Raw genomic sequence first — 17,969 nt, 5'->3', positions numbered from 1 at the left:
GCCATTCAACATAAAAAAACCCACAGGCTTTTGGCTTGCAGGCTTTTTTGTTTATGGCTGCTGCCGCTTAAATGGGGCGGCTGCCGTACTTGCTGTCCGGCTTTTTGGGCGGGTCGGAAACCACATTCGGCTCGACCTCCTGCACCTTGCCACCCCGGGAGAGGAACTCTTCCATGGCGCGGGCCAATGCATCACGCTCTTTCTGCTTGGCTTCGATACTAGGCAGTTCTTCTACGTCGACGGCAGCTTTGGCTTTTTTGCCTTTGCTGGCGGGTACGACTTCGTCGTCACCGTCGCCATCGTCGCTGCTGTCACCGTCATCGGCGGCAGCCAGCTCTTCGCCTTCGTCTTCGTCAGCGCCTTCTAATTCGTCGTGTTCCAGATCTTCGTCGCTCATGTTCCAACCTCATGACTTGCGAAAAGCAGAGTAGTTATAGCCCAGCTGCGTCAGCTTTCTAACGTCGCTGATAAAAATTCCAGTGGCCTTGCGTTGGGCTGGGCGCCGCACATCGGCGAACTGCGCTCAACGGCGCGCATTCTAGGGTCTGTTGCCGCTCCATCACAACCGCGCACATGCTGAAAAATCACAACCGTTAACCGGCTTTCAGAAAAAAGGGCGCCCTTGGGCGCCCTTGTTGAAACCAGCGGAAATCAACGCTTGGTGAATTCCGGATAGGCTTCCATACCGCATTCGGCAATGTCCACGCCTTCGTATTCTTCTTCCTCGGTAACGCGCAGGCCGATCACCAGTTTGATGATGGACCAGACGATCAGGCTGGCCACGAAGACCCAGGCGAAGATCGAGCCGATACCCAGCAACTGTGCGCCGAGAGTCGCGTCGCTATTGGTCAGGCAGACCGCCAGCAGGCCCCAGACACCGACCACACCGTGAACGGAGATGGCACCGACTGGGTCGTCGAGCTTGAGCTTGTCCAGACCGAGGATCGAGAACACCACCAGCACGCCACCCACGCCACCGATCAGGGTTGCTTGCAGGGCAGTCGGGGTCAGCGGTTCGGCAGTGATTGCAACCAGGCCAGCCAGGGCACCGTTGAGGGCCATGGTCAGGTCAGCCTTGCCAAACAGGATACGTGCCACGATCAGCGCCGCGATCAAGCCACCGGCAGCCGCCATATTGGTGTTAACAAACACGTTGGCTACGGCGTTGGCGTCTTCGATGGTGCTCATCTTGAGCTGCGAGCCACCGTTGAAGCCGAACCAGCCCATCCACAGGATGAAGGTACCCAGCGCTGCCATTGGCAGGTTGGCACCCGGAATGGCGTTGACCTGGCCATTTGGGCCGTACTTGCCTTTACGTGCGCCGAGCAGCAGTACGCCAGCCAGAGCAGCAGAAGCGCCGGCCATGTGCACCACGCCGGAACCTGCGAAGTCGAGGAAGCCGGCTTCGTTGAGAAAGCCCGAACCCCACTTCCAGAAGCCCTGTACCGGGTAGATGAAACCGGTCATGACCACGGCGAACGCCAGGAAGGCAAACAGCTTCATGCGCTCAGCAACAGCACCGGAGACGATCGACATGCAGGTCGCGGCGAACACCACCTGGAAGAAGAAGTCCGAACGCGCCGAGTAGTAAGGGGCATCGTCGCCGCCGGCCAGAACCGACTCAACGCTGTTCTCGTCACCGATCAGGAAACCCAGGCTTGGCAGGATGCCGCCTTCCGGGCTGGAGTACATGATGTGGTAACCGATCACCAGGTACATGATGCTCGCCACTGCGTACAGAGCGATGTTCTTGGTGAGAATTTCAGTGGTGTTCTTGGCTCGCACCAGACCGGATTCGAGCATGGCAAAACCCGCTGCCATCCACATTACCAGGGCGCCGCAAACCAAAAAGTAGAAGGTATCAAAACCGTACTGCAGTGCAGTCAATGCTGTGTTGTCCATGGTTCACCTCTTGCCGTTGCGCTTTTTAGCGCTATTCGGTTAAGACGTCCGGGTTGGCTCCGGACGCGCTCCGTGTGCTTACAGGTTGTAGCCGCGCTCGTTATGCAGGGCGAGATCGAGACCGATGGTCTCTTCCTCTTCGCTGACACGCAGGCCCATTACTAGGTCGATCACTTTCAGAATCACGAAGGTCACCAGCGCGGTGTACACCACGGTGAAGGCCACCCCCTCGAACTGGATCCACAACTGCGCCGGAATGTCTTCCACCGTGCCGAAGCCGCCCAGCGCCGGTGCGGCGAACGCCCCGGTGAGAATGGCGCCGACAATGCCGCCCACAGCGTGGACGCCGAACACGTCGAGGGAATCGTCATAACCCAGCTTGCGTTTCAGGCTAGTGGCGCAGAAGAAGCAGATCGCCCCGCTGGCCAGACCAATCGCCAGAGCCCCCATTGGCCCCGCGGTACCAGATGCCGGAGTGATCGCCACCAGGCCCGCCACAGCACCCGAGGCAATGCCTAGGACACTTGGTTTGCGGTGAGTGATCCACTCGGCGAACATCCAGCTCAGCGCCGCTGTAGCGGTGGCAATCTGGGTCACCAGCATGGCCATACCAGCGCTGCCGTTGGCTGCCAGCGCAGAACCTGCGTTGAAGCCGAACCAGCCAACCCAGAGCATGCTTGCGCCGATCAGGGTGTAGCCGAGGTTGTGCGGCGGCATGGCCGTTGTTGGAAAGCCCTTGCGTTTGCCCAGTACCAGGCAGGCCACCAGACCGGCGATACCGGCGTTGATGTGCACCACGGTGCCACCCGCGAAGTCGAGCACGCCCCAGTCCCACATCAGTGCCCCGTCGCCGCCCCAGACCATGTGCGCGATGGGCGCATAAACCAGGGTGAACCACACCGCCATAAAGATCAGCATGGCCGAGAACTTCATGCGCTCGGCAAAGGCACCAACGATCAGCGCCGGAGTGATGATGGCGAAGGTCATCTGGAAGGTGATGAACACACTTTCCGGAACACCAGCCACCAGGCTGTCCAGGGTCAAACCAGAAAGGAAGGCTTTGGAGAAACCGCCGACGAAGGAGTTGAAGTTGACGACTCCCTGCTCCATGCCGGTGCTGTCAAAGGCCAGGCTGTAGCCGTAAACGACCCACAGAATGCTGATCAACCCGGTTACCGCAAAACACTGCATCAACACCGACAGCACGTTCTTGGAACGCACCATGCCGGCGTAAAACAGCGCCAGACCAGGGATGGTCATAAACAGCACCAGTACAGTGGCGACCAACATCCAAGCGGTGTCGCCGCTGTTCAGGCTTGCCTCTTCGGCCATGGCAAAGCCAGGAACGAGAGACAAAAGGGCTCCTAGCCCTGCGATTTTTCGCAGAGTCATGGTTTAACTCCTGGGGCGTGGGGTTCGTTCGGAGGCTTAAACTGCGTCGGTGCCGGTTTCGCCGGTACGGATGCGGATCGCCTGTTCCAGGTTTACAACGAAAATCTTGCCGTCACCGATCTTGCCGGTGTTAGCAGCCTTGGTGATGGCTTCGATCACGCGATCGAGTTGGTCGTCAGCGATGGCCACGTCGATTTTCACTTTTGGTAAGAAATCGACCACGTATTCAGCACCGCGATACAGCTCGGTATGGCCCTTCTGGCGACCAAAGCCTTTGACTTCTGTGACAGTGATACCCTGCACGCCGATCTCCGACAGTGACTCACGGACGTCGTCCAGCTTGAACGGCTTGATGATGGCAGTGACTAGCTTCATGTAACTTTCTCCCGTGTATGGTGGACTTGCCCCAGGAATTACGAACCCGGCCCAAGTCTAAGCGCAGTGCCTGGCTTTTGTAATGCATCGCAGCCCTGACCCAGCGGCACCGATGCTCACCAACCGCTCCCGACGAAACACTTCCCCGCTTCGCCTAACGCACCGGAACTGCATCGGTGCATGCGTCGCAGGAGACAAAGCAGAAAGCTTGCCAGATCAGACAAAACCTATTTATTTCATGTATTTACCCGACAAACAGGCGTTTTAGCCCGGTAATACCCCACAGCCAGCGCACAACAACAGTGCAGCAGCCTGCCAAGCAACGCGCGAAAACTGTGCAGGCCGCGCCAATCCTGCGCCGGACACACCCGGCAAGCCTGGCAAAGCTGCGTGCTACACTGCCGCCATCTGCAAACGGAACCTCACCATGCTGCCACCTAAAGCACTGCTAGACGCCCTGACCACCCACGCCTCGCGCTTGTTCAACGGTGATGCGCCCTTGCCGCGCGGCGAGTTCGAAGCGCAGTTCAAGGTGCTGCTGCAAAGCGCCTTCAGCAAACTCGACCTGGTCAGCCGCGACGAGTTCGACAGCCAGATGGTCGTCCTGGCCCGCACTCGTGCTCGCCTGGAAGCCCTCGAAGCCAAAGTGGCCGAGATGGAAGCGCGCAGCGCAGACGCCCCAGCCACCAGCGAGTAACGCTCACCGCGGATGCATCAGCCGATCAAGGAGTGATCGATGTCCCTGGCCATAGTCCACAGCCGCGCCCAAGTGGGGGTTGAAGCCCCAGCCGTTACCGTCGAAGCCCATCTGGCCAACGGCCTGCCCTCCCTGGCACTGGTCGGCTTGCCGGAAACCGCAGTCAAGGAAAGCAAGGACCGCGTGCGCAGCGCCATCCTCAACTGCGCCTTCGATTTTCCGCCCAGGCGGATCACCCTCAATCTGGCACCTGCGGATTTACCCAAAGACGGCGGCCGTTTCGACCTGGCGATTGCACTCGGCATTCTCGCCGCCAGCGGCCAGGTGCCGGCCAGCGCACTGGAAAATCTTGAGTGCCTGGGCGAGCTGGCGCTGTCCGGGGCGATTCGCCCGGTACAGGGCGTCTTACCCGCTGCGCTGGCCGCCCGCGCCGCCGGACGCACCTTAGTGGTGCCCAAGGCCAATGCCGAAGAAGCCAGCCTGGCGTCAGGACTAACGGTGATTGCCGTCGAACACCTACTGGAAGTCGCCGCCCACCTCAACGGCCAAGCGCCAATTGCGCCGTATCAGGCCCAGGGTCTGCTGCGCCAGATCCTGCCCTACCCTGACCTAGCCGAAGTGCAGGGGCAGATTGCCGCCAAACGTGCGCTGCTGGTGGCGGCGGCCGGCTCACATAACCTGCTGTTTACCGGGCCGCCCGGCACCGGCAAAACCCTGCTGGCCAGTCGCCTGCCGGGCCTACTGCCACCGCTGGACGAAGCAGAAGCGCTGGAAGTGGCCGCGATTCATTCCGTGGCCAGCCACACGCCGCTAAGTGCCTGGCCGCAAAGACCTTTTAGAACGCCTCATCACAGTGCATCCGGCCCGGCGTTGGTCGGCGGTGGCAGTCGCCCACAACCTGGCGAAATAACCTTGGCCCATCACGGCGTGCTTTTTTTGGACGAACTTCCCGAATTCGATAGAAAAGTGTTGGAAGTTTTACGTGAGCCTCTGGAGAGCGGGCAAATCGTGATTGCCCGCGCCCGCGACAAGGTGCGCTTTCCCGCGCGCTTTCAGCTGGTGGCAGCAATGAACCCCTGCCCTTGTGGGCACCTGGGCGATCCGTCCGGGCGCTGCCGCTGTTCCACCGAGCAGATCCAGCGCTACCGCAGCAAACTCTCCGGCCCGCTGCTCGACCGCATCGACCTGCACCTCAATGTGCCACGGGAAACCACTCGACTTAACGCCGACGCAGAGCCCGGCCCCAGCAGCGCCAAACTGGCTGCCCAGGTGGTGCAGGCGCGCCAGCAGCAACTGGCACGCCAGGGCTGCGCCAACGCCCATCTGGACCTGGCCGGCGTGCAACAACACTGCAGCCTGCCGAGCGAAGACCGCCATTGGCTGGAAAATGCCTGCGAGCGCTTAGGCCTGAGCCTGCGTGCGGCACATCGGGTATTAAAAGTAGCGCGTACCCTGGCTGACCTGGACGGCGCAACAGATATAAGCCGCAGCCACCTGGGTGAAGCCTTGCAATACCGTCCCAGCAACAGCAGCGCCTGAATCGCGCCCATTAAAGAAGGCTATGTAGCCGTTATGTGTTGAATCGCCACGAACGGCGACACGGTGCATGACGACGCGGTAATCCGTAGGGTGGGCGAGGTGCGAATCGGATCAAGCAAACAACTTCAACGCCCAATGCGCCGTAACCCACCATGGCGGTCTACCGAAAACCGCGATGGTGGGTTACGGGCCGCTCGGGTTGCGTGGAGATCCTCATACCAGTCTCAGCGCCGCTAACCCACCCAAAAGCGGCCTGCAGTGCGGATTCCGCGCTGACTCGGACACCCATTCCACGCACATCCGGACAGTGATTCCACGCTGATCCGGACACCCATTCCACGAGCATCCGGACACTGATTCCACAGCCATCCGGACACTTTCTGGCAGGCAGCTACGCAGGATTTATTCACTACCATTGGCCTCTTTTTCGAAGCAGAGAGGTCGTCGTGGAGCGTTTATCCATGCGTAAAATCCGTGAAGTGTTGCGCCTCAAGTTCGATTGCGGGCTGTCTGTCCGTAAGATCTCCCGCAGTCTGGGCATAGGTCACAGCAGTGCCGGTGATTACCTTTGCCGATTCACGGCCTGCGGCCTCTCCTGGCCGCTCCCTACTGAGTTGTCCGACGCCGAGCTGGAGCGGCGCCTGTTCCCGCCACCGCCGGAGATCCCCTCTGAGCAACGACCAACTCCCGACTGGGCCTGGGTGCATGCCGAGCTGCGCCGACCAGGCGTGACCCTGGCGCTGCTCTGGCAGGAGTATCGGCTGGGCCAGCCACAGGGCTTCCAGTACAGCTGGTTCTGCGAGCACTACCGGGCCTGGGCCGGCAAGGTCGATGTGGTGATGCGCCAGGAGCACCGCGTCGGCGAGAAGCTGTTCGTCGACTATGCCGGCCAGACGGTGCCGGTGATCGACCGGCACAGCGGCGAGATCCGTCAGGCGCAGGTGTTCGTCGCGGTGCTCGGTGCCTCCAGCTACACCTTCGCCGAGGCCACCTGGTCGCAGCAGTTGCCCGACTGGCTGGGCTCCCATGCCCGCTGCTTCGCCTTCCTCGGCGGGGTACCGGAGATCGTGGTGCCGGACAACCTGCGCAGTGCGGTGAGCAAGGCCCATCGCTACGAACCGGACATCAACCCCAGTTACCGCGATCTGGCCGAGCACTATGGTGTGGCGGTGGTGCCGGCGCGGGCCCGTAAGCCGCGCGACAAGGCCAAGGCCGAGGTCGGCGTGCAGGTGGTCGAGCGCTGGATCCTCGCCGCCTTGCGCCATCGCCAGTTCTTCTCCCTGGACGAACTCAACCGGGCCATCGCCGTGCTGCTGGAGCGACTCAACCAACGGCCGTTCAAGAAGCTACCGGGCTCCCGCCAGGCGGCTTTCGCCAGCCTGGATCGCCCGGCTCTGCGCCCGTTGCCGGAGCAGCCCTACGTCTATGCCGAGTGGAAGAAGGCGCGGGTGCATATCGACTACCACGTCGAGGTCGATGGGCATTACTACTCGGTGCCCTACCAGTTGGTGAAGAAGCAGCTGGAGGTGCGTCTGACGGCCCGCACCGTGGAGTGCTTCCACGCCAACCAGCGGGTGGCCAGCCACGTACGCTCCCTGCACAAAGGCCGGCACAGCACGCAGACCGAGCACATGCCCAAGAGCCATCGCGAGCATGCCGAGTGGACGCCTCAACGGCTGATCCGCTGGGCCGAGCAGACCGGCCCGAACACCGCCGGCGTAATCAGCCACATCCTCGAACGGCGCGTGCATCCGCAGCATGGCTACCGCGCTTGCCTGGGCATCCTGCGCCTGGGCAAGCACCACGGCGAAGAACGGCTGGAAGCCGCCTGCCAGCGCGCCCTAAGCCTCGGTGCCTGTAGCTACAAAAGCCTCGAATCGATTCTGCGCCAAGGCCTGGAAAACCTGCCGCTGGCTCAACAGAACCTACCCCTACTACCGGACGACCACGCCAACCTGCGCGGCCCCGGCTACTACCACTGAACAAAGGAATCCCACCATGCTGCCTCACCCGACCCTAGACAAGCTGCAAACCCTGCGCCTGCACGGCATGCTCAAAGCCCTCGCCGAGCAACTGAAAACACCCGACATCGACAGCCTGAGCTTCGAAGAACGCCTCGGCCTGTTGGTCGATCGCGAGCTGACCGAGCGCGACGACAAGCGCCTGAGCAACCGCCTACGCCAGGCCCGGCTCAAGCACAACGCCTGCCTCGAAGACATCGACTACCGCGCCCCGCGCGGGCTGGACAAGGCGCTGATCCTGCAACTGCGCAGCGGCCAGTGGCTGCGCGACGGCCTCAACCTGATCATCGGCGGCCCCACCGGCGTCGGCAAAACCTGGCTGGCCTGCGCCCTGGCCCACCAGGCCTGCCGGGACGGCTGCAGCGTGCGCTATCTGCGCCTGCCACGGCTGCTGGAAGAACTGGGCCTGGCACATGGCGACGGCCGCTTCGTCAAGCTGATGAGCAGCTACGCCAAGACCGACCTGCTGATCCTCGATGACTGGGGCCTGGCACCGTTCACCAACGAACAGCGCCGCGACATGCTGGAGCTGCTGGACGACCGCTACGGCCAACGCTCAACCATCGTGACCAGTCAGATGCCGGTGGACAACTGGCACGAACTGATCGGCGATCCGACCCTGGCCGACGCCATCCTCGACCGCCTGGTGCACAACGCCTACCGGATCAACCTGAAGGGAGAGTCGATGCGCAGGCGGGCGAAGAAATTGACGACGCCGGGCACCTCAGACTAACAATGCATATCCTGCGTCGCTGCGCTCCGACTGCCTGTCCGGATGACCGTGGAACAGGTGTCCGGATCAGCGTGGGCTGAGTGTCCGAATGGCGTGGAATCCGCAGCCTGCAGCACATAAACTTTTTCTGAGCTGCCTATTCGGCAGTGAACATCACGTTGCCTTCTGCATCGCAGAGCAGGCTTTTCTGAGCTGCCTATTAAGCAGTGAACCTTGTGGGGGGCGATGACATCAGCGCCCAGCTTTTCTGAGCTGCCTATTCGGCAGTGAACGAACTCGGCCCAGAATTACAGCGCTGCCATCGTTTCTGAGCTGCCTATTCGGCAGTGAACCTACGAAGGTGGTGAGAGGGGTGCGTTTCATTTTTCTGAGCTGCCTATTCGGCAGTGAACGGTGTGGCCGAGATTATCGAACTGCTGGAGCATTTCTGAGCTGCCTATTCGGCAGTGAACCCCGGCATCGAGGGTGCAGTTGTTTTCGCTAATTTCTGAGCTGCCTATTCGGCAGTGAACTGTATGAAGCTTCGCGACGACTCATGCACAAATTTCTGAGCTGCCTATTCGGCAGTGAACGCCGCAACGCTTGGCAGCGGACATCATCGATTTTTCTGAGCTGCCTATTCGGCAGTGAACGGACCAGCAGGCGTTGCTTGCTCGGTCGCGCATTTCTGAGCTGCCTATTCGGCAGTGAACAGTAGCAAGCGTGCTGGATTAGCCCAACCACTTTTCTGAGCTGCCTATTCGGCAGTGAACATGGGGAGCGCATGCGCTGTTCATATCTATGCTTTCTGAGCTGCCTATTCGGCAGTGAACAATCTTGATCTTGTTGCCCTTGATGCTTGCCTTTTCTGAGCTGCCTATTCGGCAGTGAACTGCAGCATAGCGTCCAGCTGCCTCGCCAAGCCTTTCTGAGCTGCCTATTCGGCAGTGAACATAGTGTGCTGCTGGCCGAAGTCGGCAGGCATTTTCTGAGCTGCCTATTCGGCAGTGAACGCGCTCAGACAGCAGATCCCATACATCGCCTTTTTCTGAGCTGCCTATTCGGCAGTGAACCAAGCGCAGCGGAACCATCAGCGCAGCGGGCTTTTCTGAGCTGCCTATTCGGCAGTGAACTGCAGATGTTCATGGACGCCGTGACGTGGATGTTTCTGAGCTGCCTATTCGGCAGTGAACGCTGTCCCGTTGATCCAGTACAACTCGACGATTTTCTGAGCTGCCTATTCGGCAGTGAACGGCCTGTAAACAATCGCGGCACTCTTACTTTTTTTCTGAGCTGCCTATTCGGCAGTGAACGGCCCGCTACGAAGCCGAAGCCGAAGCCGAGCTTTCTGAGCTGCCTATTCGGCAGTGAACATACAAGTCTGGGAGCGGGCAAGACGCGATATTTTCTGAGCTGCCTATTCGGCAGTGAACGCCAAGCGTCAGGCCACCAAGGAGCAGCGGCATTTCTGAGCTGCCTATTCGGCAGTGAACGTGATCAGTGGCGGCGAATGCTGGGTCGACAATTTCTGAGCTGCCTATTCGGCAGTGAACCCCGTACATCGTATTACCTGGATTCAGTAAATTTTCTGAGCTGCCTATTCGGCAGTGAACCATTGGCTGAGCAACGCCGCGCCATTCGTGATTTTCTGAGCTGCCTATTCGGCAGTGAACCTACTCCTAAATGTAGGCGACTTTGTCGAGCTTTTCTGAGCTGCCTATTCGGCAGTGAACGGCCCGGTGAGGCGGAATCTCTGCATGGGATTTTTCTGAGCTGCCTATTCGGCAGTGAACTAGAAGCCGCTTCTTAGCGGTCTCGCCGTTGTTTTCTGAGCTGCCTATTCGGCAGTGAACTACGCCGCCGGGGTGTGCCGTGGGGCCGTAGTTTTCTGAGCTGCCTATTCGGCAGTGAACACTCAGTGTTATCTGATAGCTGCCGTCGGCCATTTCTGAGCTGCCTATTCGGCAGTGAACTATGCAGGACGGTACGCCCCTTGTGCGCAAGGTTTCTGAGCTGCCTATTCGGCAGTGAACCGTTTACCAGCGGCCTTAGCGTGCCAGTCATTTTTCTGAGCTGCCTATTCGGCAGTGAACGTGGCGTCCGGGGCGGGCGTTCGCTGCGGCGCTTTCTGAGCTGCCTATTCGGCAGTGAACCGCGTGCCCATCTACCGTGAAGGTGATGTGCTTTTCTGAGCTGCCTATTCGGCAGTGAACGTTATTGTGACACCGTGTTACCACTAAACAGATTTCTGAGCTGCCTATTCGGCAGTGAACAAACTTGCCGGTGAGCACATCCATTTTTACCGTTTCTGAGCTGCCTATTCGGCAGTGAACAAGCCGTACCGCGTCAGAGACGAGTTTGTTGATTTCTGAGCTGCCTATTCGGCAGTGAACTTGACGCCCTGGCTAAGCCGTGGCCGCTACATTTTCTGAGCTGCCTATTCGGCAGTGAACATAGGAACGCCAGCGAACACGTACATAGGATGTTTCTGAGCTGCCTATTCGGCAGTGAACTGACAGATGGCGTCGAGCATGTCGCCGGGGCGTTTCTGAGCTGCCTATTCGGCAGTGAACAAAACCTGTACGCGCGGCGGGGTCATCTGCACTTTCTGAGCTGCCTATTCGGCAGTGAACCCAACGTAGGAGGTGTCGAATGTCCCCTTTGATTTCTGAGCTGCCTATTCGGCAGTGAACAACGAATGCCAGCGCCATGCGTATGTTGTTCTTTTCTGAGCTGCCTATTCGGCAGTGAACGGTCTCGCAGCACTAGCGGCAATACCATCGTTTTTCTGAGCTGCCTATTCGGCAGTGAACCCAGGCGCCGAAGCCTTTGGCGCTTTTGTGCTTTTCTGAGCTGCCTATTCGGCAGTGAACGGATTCAAGGACTCTGCCGTCAAGCTCCGGATTTTCTGAGCTGCCTATTCGGCAGTGAACCTTGTAGGGCGGGCCTTTACAAGGCGCGGCGCTTTCTGAGCTGCCTATTCGGCAGTGAACTAGACCCAAAAAGCCGTAACGCTCTGCTGTGCAAAGCGTTTCCGGCCTTTTCTAGCGTTTAACCCTCTTTTTTACCTCGTTGCTAAGTCCTTGTTTTTAAAGAGCCATAGTTTGCCTGCTGAAAAAGGGTCAAAACCAAGGCACGGTGGCCTCGTGGCTTAGGCCGTAGGCGTTGAAGGGGCCGGGTTGGGCGGTGGCCTGGATCGGGCCTTGGGCGATAAACAGGCGGAAGCGTTGGCCGCTGCTTTGGCTGCGCAGGTCGATAAAGGGCAGGTCCGTGGTTTTGCCGGCGTGGTCGGGGATGCGCTGGCGGGCTTGTTCCTCGGTCAGGCCGTGGCGTTTGATGGCGCGGCGGCGCAGGCGTTCGGGGCTGCTGTCGACTTGCACGCGGCGCAGGCTGCGGTGCTGGGCGTTGGCGGGTACGGCGGCCAGTTCGCTGAGTTGCACATGGTCGCGCATGCCGCTTAGCCAGTTGCGCGCCAGCAGCCGGTCTAGCGCTGCTGCGCTGCCATGCAAACGCAAGCGCTGGCCAAAGCCGTGGCCGGTGCGCGGGCTATCGGGAAAGCTGATGCCGATATCCGCGCTGCCCAGTTCGACCAGGCCGCGGTGCAGTTTGGCGAACAGCGCGTTCATCAACTGCGTGGCCGCAAACTCGGGGTCGGGCAGCAGTTTCAGGTCGAGGTAATGGTCCATGGCTAGCCCGCCTCACCAAACACGCCGCCGCGAATCAGGGTGGCCATGACGAAGTGCTGGTCACCTTCGCTCGGCACTTTGTCCTTGAGCAGCCAGTTGTCCAGCAGGTTGTAGAAGTCCGCCTTGGCTTTGGGCTGGCGGTAGGCGCGGCCTTCGGTGGTCACCGAGCCGTAGGGTTCCACGGCGATGGGGCCGAGGTCGCCGGCTTCGGGGTACCAGGTGTCGACGGTGCGCAGGGCGTTGCCGAGTTTTTGCGAGTGGATGCCGGCGACCTCGTTGACCTTGTAGAGGGTCTTGCTCTTGTCGCCCCGCTCGCGGCCGAGGATCAGCTCCTGGGACGGGAACACTTCCTGGCCGGCACCGATGCGCACGTAAGCGGTGACGCCAAGCAGCACATGGCGCTCGCCGCCCAGGCCGTCGGCAATCAAGGCGGCCAGCTCGCCCAGCGCCGTGGTGGCTGCGCCGCTGGCGTCGAAGTTACGCAGGGACAGGCTCAGGGCATCGAAGGTCCAGTGCTTGGCGGGCTTGCCGTCGACCAGGTGAGCGACCTGCACCTCAACCTGTTCGGCACCGATACGGTTGCGCCAGAGGAAGCGGCCATTGGCCAGGTTATGGGCATAGCGCCGTGCCAGTTCGCCGAAGCCGTGGGTGCCTACATAGCCTTGCACGGTGTCCAGCAGCTTTTGCCGGTAGTCCGCGTCGTTGCAGGCCGAGGGTGTGCCGGCACCGCCGAGTACGCGCAGGGTAAAGCTGACGCGCAGGGTGTCGGCGTCGTGCGGCAGGGCCGCGACGTCGACGGTTTGCAGGTTGGGGTTTTCGATGGCGGCGTCGAGCTTGGCGGGGTCTTGATCCTTGGTTTTAAGGCGGTTGGAGATGGTCCCGCGCACGGATTTGGTGCCCACGGCCAGCGGCTGCCAGGTGTCCCGCGTGTGCCAGTCACCGGCGTGAAACAGCGCGTCGGAGGGGTCGAGCTTGCGCTCGAAGGCCAACACGGAGGCGGTTTTCAGAGGTGTGGTGGTCATGATGGTCACTCCTTGTCATCAACAGAAAGGTTGCGGGCGTAGTGGTTGTGGCAGCGGTACAGGCCGGCTTCTGGCTCGGCGCTGGCGCACCAGAGCAGGTCGTCGACATCGCGCAGGCGATGCGGGCTGAGCCATTGGCCGATGGAATACAGGCTTTCAACAAAGCGCAGCGGGCTGTGTTCGTCCCGCGCATTGGCGACGGTGCCGGCCTCTTGCAGCGGGCTTAGCGCGCCGTAACCCACGGGGATCGGCACCAGCCAGCCGTTGGGCAGCACCCGCTGGGCGCGCCACTGGATTTTCGCCGGCTGGGTGTCGCTGGCCGCGCGGGTTTCTATGGCACGGATATTCAGGCGCGACAGGTCGAGCCAGGCGTCGAGCAAGTCTGCCTCGTCGTTTTCGGTGCGCAGGGTTTGCAGGTGCGCGGCGAGCAGGTCGTCGCGACTGACCAGGGCGAAACCCGGCAGCCAGCGGCGGCGCAGTTGGCGGAACTGCGTGCTGCGCTTTTCGCCATTTTGTGACAGGGCCACCAGCGACGGTTTGCGCTGCGGGTCGAGAAACACGCTGCCGCCGGCGATGCGCATGCCGCCGAGCAGGTCGGCAATATCGCGGGCGATATGCTGACGCTGTTGCCAGTCACCCTGCTCATGTAGCGGATTAAGCTGTTCGCCTTCGGCGTAACCGCTGACGGCGAAGACCAGGGTGATATCCAGATGGATGCGCCCTTCTTCGACAATGCCGGCTGTTTCACCGCGCTCGTTGACCGGGTTGCGGGTCAGGTGGAAGGCGCGCTGGTAGCCCTCGGTCACCTGGGCTTCATGGCTGTGGCAGATCACCCCGACGCTGTCGAACAGCAGCGGGTAGCGCCCCGCCAGCTTGCGCTCGACGGCGTGCATCAAACCGATAAAGGCGCTGATGGCGGGGAAGCCCCAGGTCAGCGGGCTGGAGATAGCGTTGGCGTTCTGCACGCGCAGATGGGGAACGATCAGCAGGCCGTTGGAGGCTGGGAGTTCACTCATGTTCGTCTCCCAGGTCGCGTTGTTCGCGCTCGAATTGTTTAAGCCAGGCCTCGTTTAGCCAGTGCAGGTCGAGCCACAGGGCGTTGCTGCCCGCGTGCTTGGCCCAGTAGCTGTTCTCCACGTCGCCGACCGAGAGCTTGTCCACCAGGCGGGCATTGAGCCAGTTGGCGAAGCGCTCGCGGATCTCATCGATCCAGGCCATGCGCCGCCACTCGCTGGCGAACACTTCGTCCTGGCCGGCGCGACGGAAATCCAGCCACAGTTGCTCGGCACGGTTGAGGTTGCACTCGGGCTTGGCCGACCAGCCGGGCTCGAAGGCCCAGAGCTCGGCGGCGTACAGCAGCAACTCGTCGATCAGCTCGGTGAGCAATTCGTCACGGCTATTGCGGGTGTACACGTTCGGCGGTGGGCCGCTGAGGAGGAAATCGCGCAGCGTGCGCACCAACTCAGCCACCGCCGGGCGCTGGCCAAAGGCGGGGAAGATCGAGCCCGCCTGGGTACGGATCGGCAAGCGCACATCGCGTTGCTGCCAGCTCGGCGGCAGGGAGGCGAGCAGGTAGTTGTCGCCGCGCCGCTCGCTGTTGAGCTGGGAGATATTCTGCGGCTTGGTGCCACCGAGCTTCTGCACCGCCAGCTGCGGGTATTCGTGAATGGTGCCAGGGTGCAACTGTTTGTCGCGGCGTGCCTGGCGCGCCTCTTTGGCCGGCTCGCCGAAGCGGTCCGCCTGGATGCCCAGGTAAACCCGATGCGCCAGGGAGCTGGCATACAACGGTGCGAGAAGGTGGTAGTGGGCGTCGTTGCGCGGCTCATCGCCGACCAGCCAGTAAAGCTGCTTGCCATGGGTGTGGGAGGCTAAGCCGTCCCGCGCGCGGGTGATGCTGGTAAAGGCTGCGGCCAGGCGCTGGGCCTGCTCGGCATCCTTATGCAACGCGGCCAGGGCGTCGGCATCGTTTGCCAGCAGCAAGCTGAGCAGCGGTTGACCGTCGTGCTCCAGTTTGAGCAACTTGTACACATCCAGCGCGGCGGCGTTACCCACCACATCGCCGGCAAAGTCCTCGCCCAGGCAGTGGCTGCCCACCAATTGGTGTTGGGGTAAAGCGCTCGGCAAGCAATAGAGATTGCTGCCCTTGGCATCCGGGTGGATGGCCTTGAGCGTATGGGTCACCGCCTGAATCTGCCCGGCACGGCGGGCGGCGTCTTCCAGCCAAGTGGCCGGCGCGTATTGGGCCAGCAGGCTGACGCGCTTGGGGTCATCGTCGGCCAGGCCTTCAAGCTTGCTGGCCAGGCGCTCGGCAATAAAGTGTTCGATCAGGCTGCGGATTTCGCGTTGTCGCTGGGGTGATGGGTCGTGCATAGCAACAAATCCTTGTGCTGGGAGAAACAGCTAGAGGTAAGATGCACCCCGAAGCATCGCTATCTCGGGGTGTAAATGGGCATCCGTGCCCTGGTTATCCTATTATCGCGAAGCGATAGCCAATCACTTTCGTACCCTCCTTTCTGCGGCATTCCTGCAGATGGATGCTCGGCTCACAACCAAGCGTTGTTTCATCAGTAACCAGGGTCAGATCTGGTTACTGATAATGAATTTTTAACCTATGATCTATTAGCCCTTGCCTTCGATCATGAGGTGCGACTTCAGAGTAGCCAGCCAAACGAGTTCGTGCAACTGGTAAAACTCCCCGAGCATCATTTACCCCTCTACAGCGTTTGCTGGAGAGGGGTGGGTGCAACCTTCTGCCGCAAAGGCAGCTTAGAAATATGAGCTATTGGCTCTGGCCTAGAAACTCCACTGCCGAATAGGCAGAACAGCTATTTACCGGCCTTCGGGCCGGTTTTCCTCCTTCAATGTTGTAGCTGACCAGTGCAGCTTTTAAGGCTCTTTTTATCCAATAGAGCCTTGTATGCTGCACTCTGGTTGGAGTGAGTGAGGTAGCCCATGCGCAGCACAGTGCTGACCCAGATCAAACACCGACGCCTGCAGCTTGGCCTCAAGGGCACGGATATGCCGCTGCGGGTGGGGTTGAATCGCCAGCAGTACGGCAAGATCGAAAAAGACGGCAACCCCAGCCTGGCCACCCTGGATAAGATCGCCGAGGGCCTGGATGCAACCCTGATGCTGATCCCCAAGGAGCTGGCGCGCCAGGTCGAGCAACTGCTGGCGGCCGGCCCCGCTAAGGCAGCGCTGAGCTACGCCACGGACCGCTCGCCGCCTGGCAGTGAAATCAAGGAAACCATCGAAGCCCCCTGGCAGAACCTGGGTGACGACTGATGGCCGGCCAACAGGTTTCGGCGCTCCGGCTGACGCTGCACGGAAATTTGCGGGCTGTACGTTATGAGTCCGGGAGTTTCCTGACACCGCGTGTTCCTACCCAACTGGTTCGCGGCTAAAGCCCTGTAGGGTGGAAAACCGCGAAGCGTTTTCCACCAATATCCATTCAAGGCCTTTCGCCGAAATCCGTATCGGACGCCAACGCTGAATCACCGCCCCAAGTCGGCGAATAGATGCCATCCCGTACCGCCCGATGGAAACTCGAATGCGGCCAATCGCCTACCCGCTGCACATGGCCGTGCTTCAGCGGGTTGATGTGGATGTAATCGAAGTGCCTTTGGTAGTCGAGATCGTCGCGTATCAGGTGTTCCCAATAGCGTCGCTGCCAGATGCCTCGTTCTGCGCGGGCAATCTGGCTGCGATTGCGCGGTTCGGTCAGGGGCAGGCGCTTGGCAAAAGAGAACTTGATGACCTTCCAGCGCAGGGCGAAATCCTTGTCGGCCTCCGGCAACGTCCACATGCAATGCATATGCTCGGGTAGCACTACCCAGGCATCGATATGAAAGGGATGCCGCAACTTGCAGGCCCGAACACAACCACGGAGCAGATCGACTTCGCGCAGTAACAGATCGCTGTCACGATCATGCAGGTTGACCGTGAAGAAGTAGGTAGCGCCTGGTATGCGGGCGCGACGGTAGTTGGACCTTGCTCCTCCTTGAGCGCTGAGTTGCGATGGTGGATGAAAAAAGCGTCATCCCCCCTACAGGCTATTAACGGTTCAGCCAGTAATCAGGCTGCCGATGGTGGTGAGAAACGGTGAGTATCAGGATTGACTCTGCAAGCACCGCATAGCGAAGGCTGTAGGGAAAGCGAGGCAATGTCGCCTTGCGGATGTCGCCGTGGTCGATGGGGTACATCAGGGGCATGCGCTGTATGCGTTCGCTGGTCTGGCGCATTTCAGCGATAAGCCGATTACCCAGGCCGGGCTGTTGCTCGTCCAGCCAGGCGCACGCGGCCATCAGTTCGTCGCGGGCAATGCGGGCGAAGCGAACCTGCATCAAGAACGGTCCAGTGCCTCGTCGAGGGACAGCGTTTCTAACTCGCCAAGCTGGTAGGCCTGCAGGCGGCGGGCGGCCTCCTCACCCCAGATACGCTCAATTTCAGGGTCGGGTTTGTCCAGGCTGTGCAGCAACTGCTGGGCGATTTCGAAGCGCTGCGTGGCCGGCAATTTGAGGGCTTGCTCGACGATTTTCTCGGTGCTCATGGGTATCTCCCGACAGGGCGCGATAAGCGGTTAGCTTGAGCCTGCAATAGCCGAAAGGCAACCAACCCGCAGGC

Annotated in this window: 15 protein-coding genes, 1 pseudogene and 1 CRISPR repeat array; of the genes and pseudogenes, 5 read left to right on the top strand and 11 right to left on the bottom strand. The window is 60.6% G+C overall.

Features of this window, described 5'->3' with window-relative positions; all coding sequences use genetic code 11:
• Positions 1–67: 67 nt before the first annotated feature.
• From sutA to glnK, 4 genes are all read right to left on the bottom strand, one after another.
• Entirely contained in the window at positions 68–397 is a 330-nt protein-coding gene (gene sutA / locus AC0T4W_RS22850) for a transcriptional regulator SutA (RefSeq protein ID WP_160014953.1), read from the bottom strand.
• Between the two features lie 254 nt (positions 398–651).
• Positions 652–1,902, bottom strand: a complete 1,251-nt coding sequence (locus AC0T4W_RS22845; protein WP_476323159.1) for an ammonium transporter — start codon at positions 1,900–1,902, stop codon at positions 652–654.
• A gap of 78 nt (positions 1,903–1,980) precedes the next feature.
• Positions 1,981–3,294 carry an ammonium transporter gene (locus tag AC0T4W_RS22840; protein WP_476323156.1) on the bottom strand — a complete coding sequence of 438 codons (1,314 nt, stop codon included), beginning with the start codon at positions 3,292–3,294 and terminating at the stop codon, positions 1,981–1,983.
• Positions 3,295–3,330: 36 nt separating this feature from the next.
• On the bottom strand, positions 3,331–3,669 hold the full coding sequence (gene glnK / locus AC0T4W_RS22835; RefSeq protein ID WP_021700071.1) for a P-II family nitrogen regulator: 339 nt from the start codon (positions 3,667–3,669) through the stop codon (positions 3,331–3,333).
• Between the two features lie 427 nt (positions 3,670–4,096).
• Between glnK and AC0T4W_RS22830 the strand changes: the two genes are divergently transcribed.
• The 4 genes from AC0T4W_RS22830 (at position 4,097) to istB (ending at position 8,659) form a co-directional block, all read left to right on the top strand.
• A complete protein-coding gene (locus tag AC0T4W_RS22830) occupies positions 4,097–4,366 on the top strand; it encodes an accessory factor UbiK family protein (RefSeq protein WP_411174362.1) in 270 nt (89 codons plus the stop codon).
• Positions 4,367–4,405: 39 nt separating this feature from the next.
• Positions 4,406–5,905, top strand: coding sequence for a YifB family Mg chelatase-like AAA ATPase (locus tag AC0T4W_RS22825; RefSeq protein ID WP_476323152.1), 1,500 nt, complete (start codon positions 4,406–4,408; stop codon positions 5,903–5,905).
• A 461-nt stretch (positions 5,906–6,366) separates the two neighbouring features.
• Complete coding sequence (gene istA / locus AC0T4W_RS22820) at positions 6,367–7,887, top strand: IS21 family transposase (protein WP_476323149.1); 1,521 nt, start codon at positions 6,367–6,369, stop codon at positions 7,885–7,887.
• 16 nt (positions 7,888–7,903) lie between these two features.
• A complete protein-coding gene (gene istB, locus AC0T4W_RS22815; RefSeq protein ID WP_476316371.1) occupies positions 7,904–8,659 on the top strand; it encodes an IS21-like element helper ATPase IstB in 756 nt (251 codons plus the stop codon).
• Between the two features lie 124 nt (positions 8,660–8,783).
• A CRISPR array of direct repeats spans positions 8,784–11,631; the repeat unit is 28 nt; unit sequence TTTCTGAGCTGCCTATTCGGCAGTGAAC.
• A 129-nt stretch (positions 11,632–11,760) separates the two neighbouring features.
• On the opposite strand, the gene cas6f is transcribed toward istB, so the two are convergent.
• Genes cas6f through csy1 form a run of 4 tightly spaced genes read right to left on the bottom strand, consistent with a single transcriptional unit; the run spans position 11,761 to position 15,716 of the window.
• Positions 11,761–12,324, bottom strand: a complete 564-nt coding sequence (gene cas6f, locus AC0T4W_RS22810) for a type I-F CRISPR-associated endoribonuclease Cas6/Csy4 (protein ID WP_476323146.1) — start codon at positions 12,322–12,324, stop codon at positions 11,761–11,763.
• 2 nt (positions 12,325–12,326) lie between these two features.
• Entirely contained in the window at positions 12,327–13,346 is a 1,020-nt protein-coding gene (gene csy3, locus AC0T4W_RS22805) for a type I-F CRISPR-associated protein Csy3 (protein ID WP_476323143.1), read from the bottom strand.
• A gap of 5 nt (positions 13,347–13,351) precedes the next feature.
• Positions 13,352–14,362 carry a type I-F CRISPR-associated protein Csy2 gene (gene csy2 / locus AC0T4W_RS22800; protein WP_476323140.1) on the bottom strand — a complete coding sequence of 337 codons (1,011 nt, stop codon included), beginning with the start codon at positions 14,360–14,362 and terminating at the stop codon, positions 13,352–13,354.
• Positions 14,355–15,716: a type I-F CRISPR-associated protein Csy1 gene (gene csy1, locus AC0T4W_RS22795; protein WP_476323137.1), complete on the bottom strand. Its 1,362-nt coding sequence runs from the start codon at positions 15,714–15,716 to the stop codon at positions 14,355–14,357. The genes csy2 and csy1 overlap by 8 nt, the downstream gene beginning before the upstream one ends.
• A gap of 582 nt (positions 15,717–16,298) precedes the next feature.
• Between csy1 and AC0T4W_RS22790 the strand changes: the two genes are divergently transcribed.
• On the top strand, positions 16,299–16,631 hold the full coding sequence (locus AC0T4W_RS22790; RefSeq protein WP_476323134.1) for a helix-turn-helix transcriptional regulator: 333 nt from the start codon (positions 16,299–16,301) through the stop codon (positions 16,629–16,631).
• A gap of 166 nt (positions 16,632–16,797) precedes the next feature.
• Here the strand turns inward: AC0T4W_RS22790 and AC0T4W_RS22785 are convergent.
• From AC0T4W_RS22785 to AC0T4W_RS22775, 3 genes and pseudogenes are all read right to left on the bottom strand, one after another.
• Positions 16,798–17,334: pseudogene (locus AC0T4W_RS22785) on the bottom strand (REP-associated tyrosine transposase); the annotation flags it as partial.
• A 67-nt stretch (positions 17,335–17,401) separates the two neighbouring features.
• The gene (locus AC0T4W_RS22780) at positions 17,402–17,689 is read right to left on the bottom strand and encodes a type II toxin-antitoxin system RelE/ParE family toxin (protein WP_476323131.1); all 288 of its coding nucleotides are present in this window, start codon (positions 17,687–17,689) and stop codon (positions 17,402–17,404) included.
• A complete protein-coding gene (locus tag AC0T4W_RS22775; RefSeq protein WP_476323129.1) occupies positions 17,689–17,895 on the bottom strand; it encodes an addiction module protein in 207 nt (68 codons plus the stop codon). Before AC0T4W_RS22775 ends, AC0T4W_RS22780 begins: the two co-directional genes overlap by 1 nt.
• Between the last annotated feature and the right edge of the window lie 74 nt (positions 17,896–17,969).

This window comes from Pseudomonas sp. C7.1 (assembly GCF_056312395.1).
Note: the sequence above shows the minus strand (reverse complement) of the source record. Positions and strands in the feature narration are given on the sequence as shown.

Excerpts from the sequence above, each read along its gene's own strand:
- AC0T4W_RS22840 (WP_476323156.1), bottom strand. The coding sequence starts at position 3,294 with ATGACTCTGCGAAAAATCGCAGGGCTAGGAGCCCTTTTGTCTCTCGTT.
- csy3 (WP_476323143.1), bottom strand. The coding sequence starts at position 13,346 with ATGACCACCACACCTCTGAAAACCGCCTCCGTGTTGGCCTTCGAGCGC.
- AC0T4W_RS22775 (WP_476323129.1), bottom strand. The coding sequence starts at position 17,895 with ATGAGCACCGAGAAAATCGTCGAGCAAGCCCTCAAATTGCCGGCCACG.
- AC0T4W_RS22830 (WP_411174362.1), top strand. The coding sequence starts at position 4,097 with ATGCTGCCACCTAAAGCACTGCTAGACGCCCTGACCACCCACGCCTCG.
- istA (WP_476323149.1), top strand. The coding sequence starts at position 6,367 with ATGCGTAAAATCCGTGAAGTGTTGCGCCTCAAGTTCGATTGCGGGCTG.
- AC0T4W_RS22790 (WP_476323134.1), top strand. The coding sequence starts at position 16,299 with ATGCGCAGCACAGTGCTGACCCAGATCAAACACCGACGCCTGCAGCTT.
- cas6f (WP_476323146.1), bottom strand. The coding sequence starts at position 12,324 with ATGGACCATTACCTCGACCTGAAACTGCTGCCCGACCCCGAGTTTGCG.
- csy2 (WP_476323140.1), bottom strand. The coding sequence starts at position 14,362 with ATGAGTGAACTCCCAGCCTCCAACGGCCTGCTGATCGTTCCCCATCTG.
- istB (WP_476316371.1), top strand. The coding sequence starts at position 7,904 with ATGCTGCCTCACCCGACCCTAGACAAGCTGCAAACCCTGCGCCTGCAC.
- AC0T4W_RS22845 (WP_476323159.1), bottom strand. The coding sequence starts at position 1,902 with ATGGACAACACAGCATTGACTGCACTGCAGTACGGTTTTGATACCTTC.
- glnK (WP_021700071.1), bottom strand. The coding sequence starts at position 3,669 with ATGAAGCTAGTCACTGCCATCATCAAGCCGTTCAAGCTGGACGACGTC.
- csy1 (WP_476323137.1), bottom strand. The coding sequence starts at position 15,716 with ATGCACGACCCATCACCCCAGCGACAACGCGAAATCCGCAGCCTGATC.
- AC0T4W_RS22825 (WP_476323152.1), top strand. The coding sequence starts at position 4,406 with ATGTCCCTGGCCATAGTCCACAGCCGCGCCCAAGTGGGGGTTGAAGCC.
- AC0T4W_RS22780 (WP_476323131.1), bottom strand. The coding sequence starts at position 17,689 with ATGCAGGTTCGCTTCGCCCGCATTGCCCGCGACGAACTGATGGCCGCG.
- sutA (WP_160014953.1), bottom strand. The coding sequence starts at position 397 with ATGAGCGACGAAGATCTGGAACACGACGAATTAGAAGGCGCTGACGAA.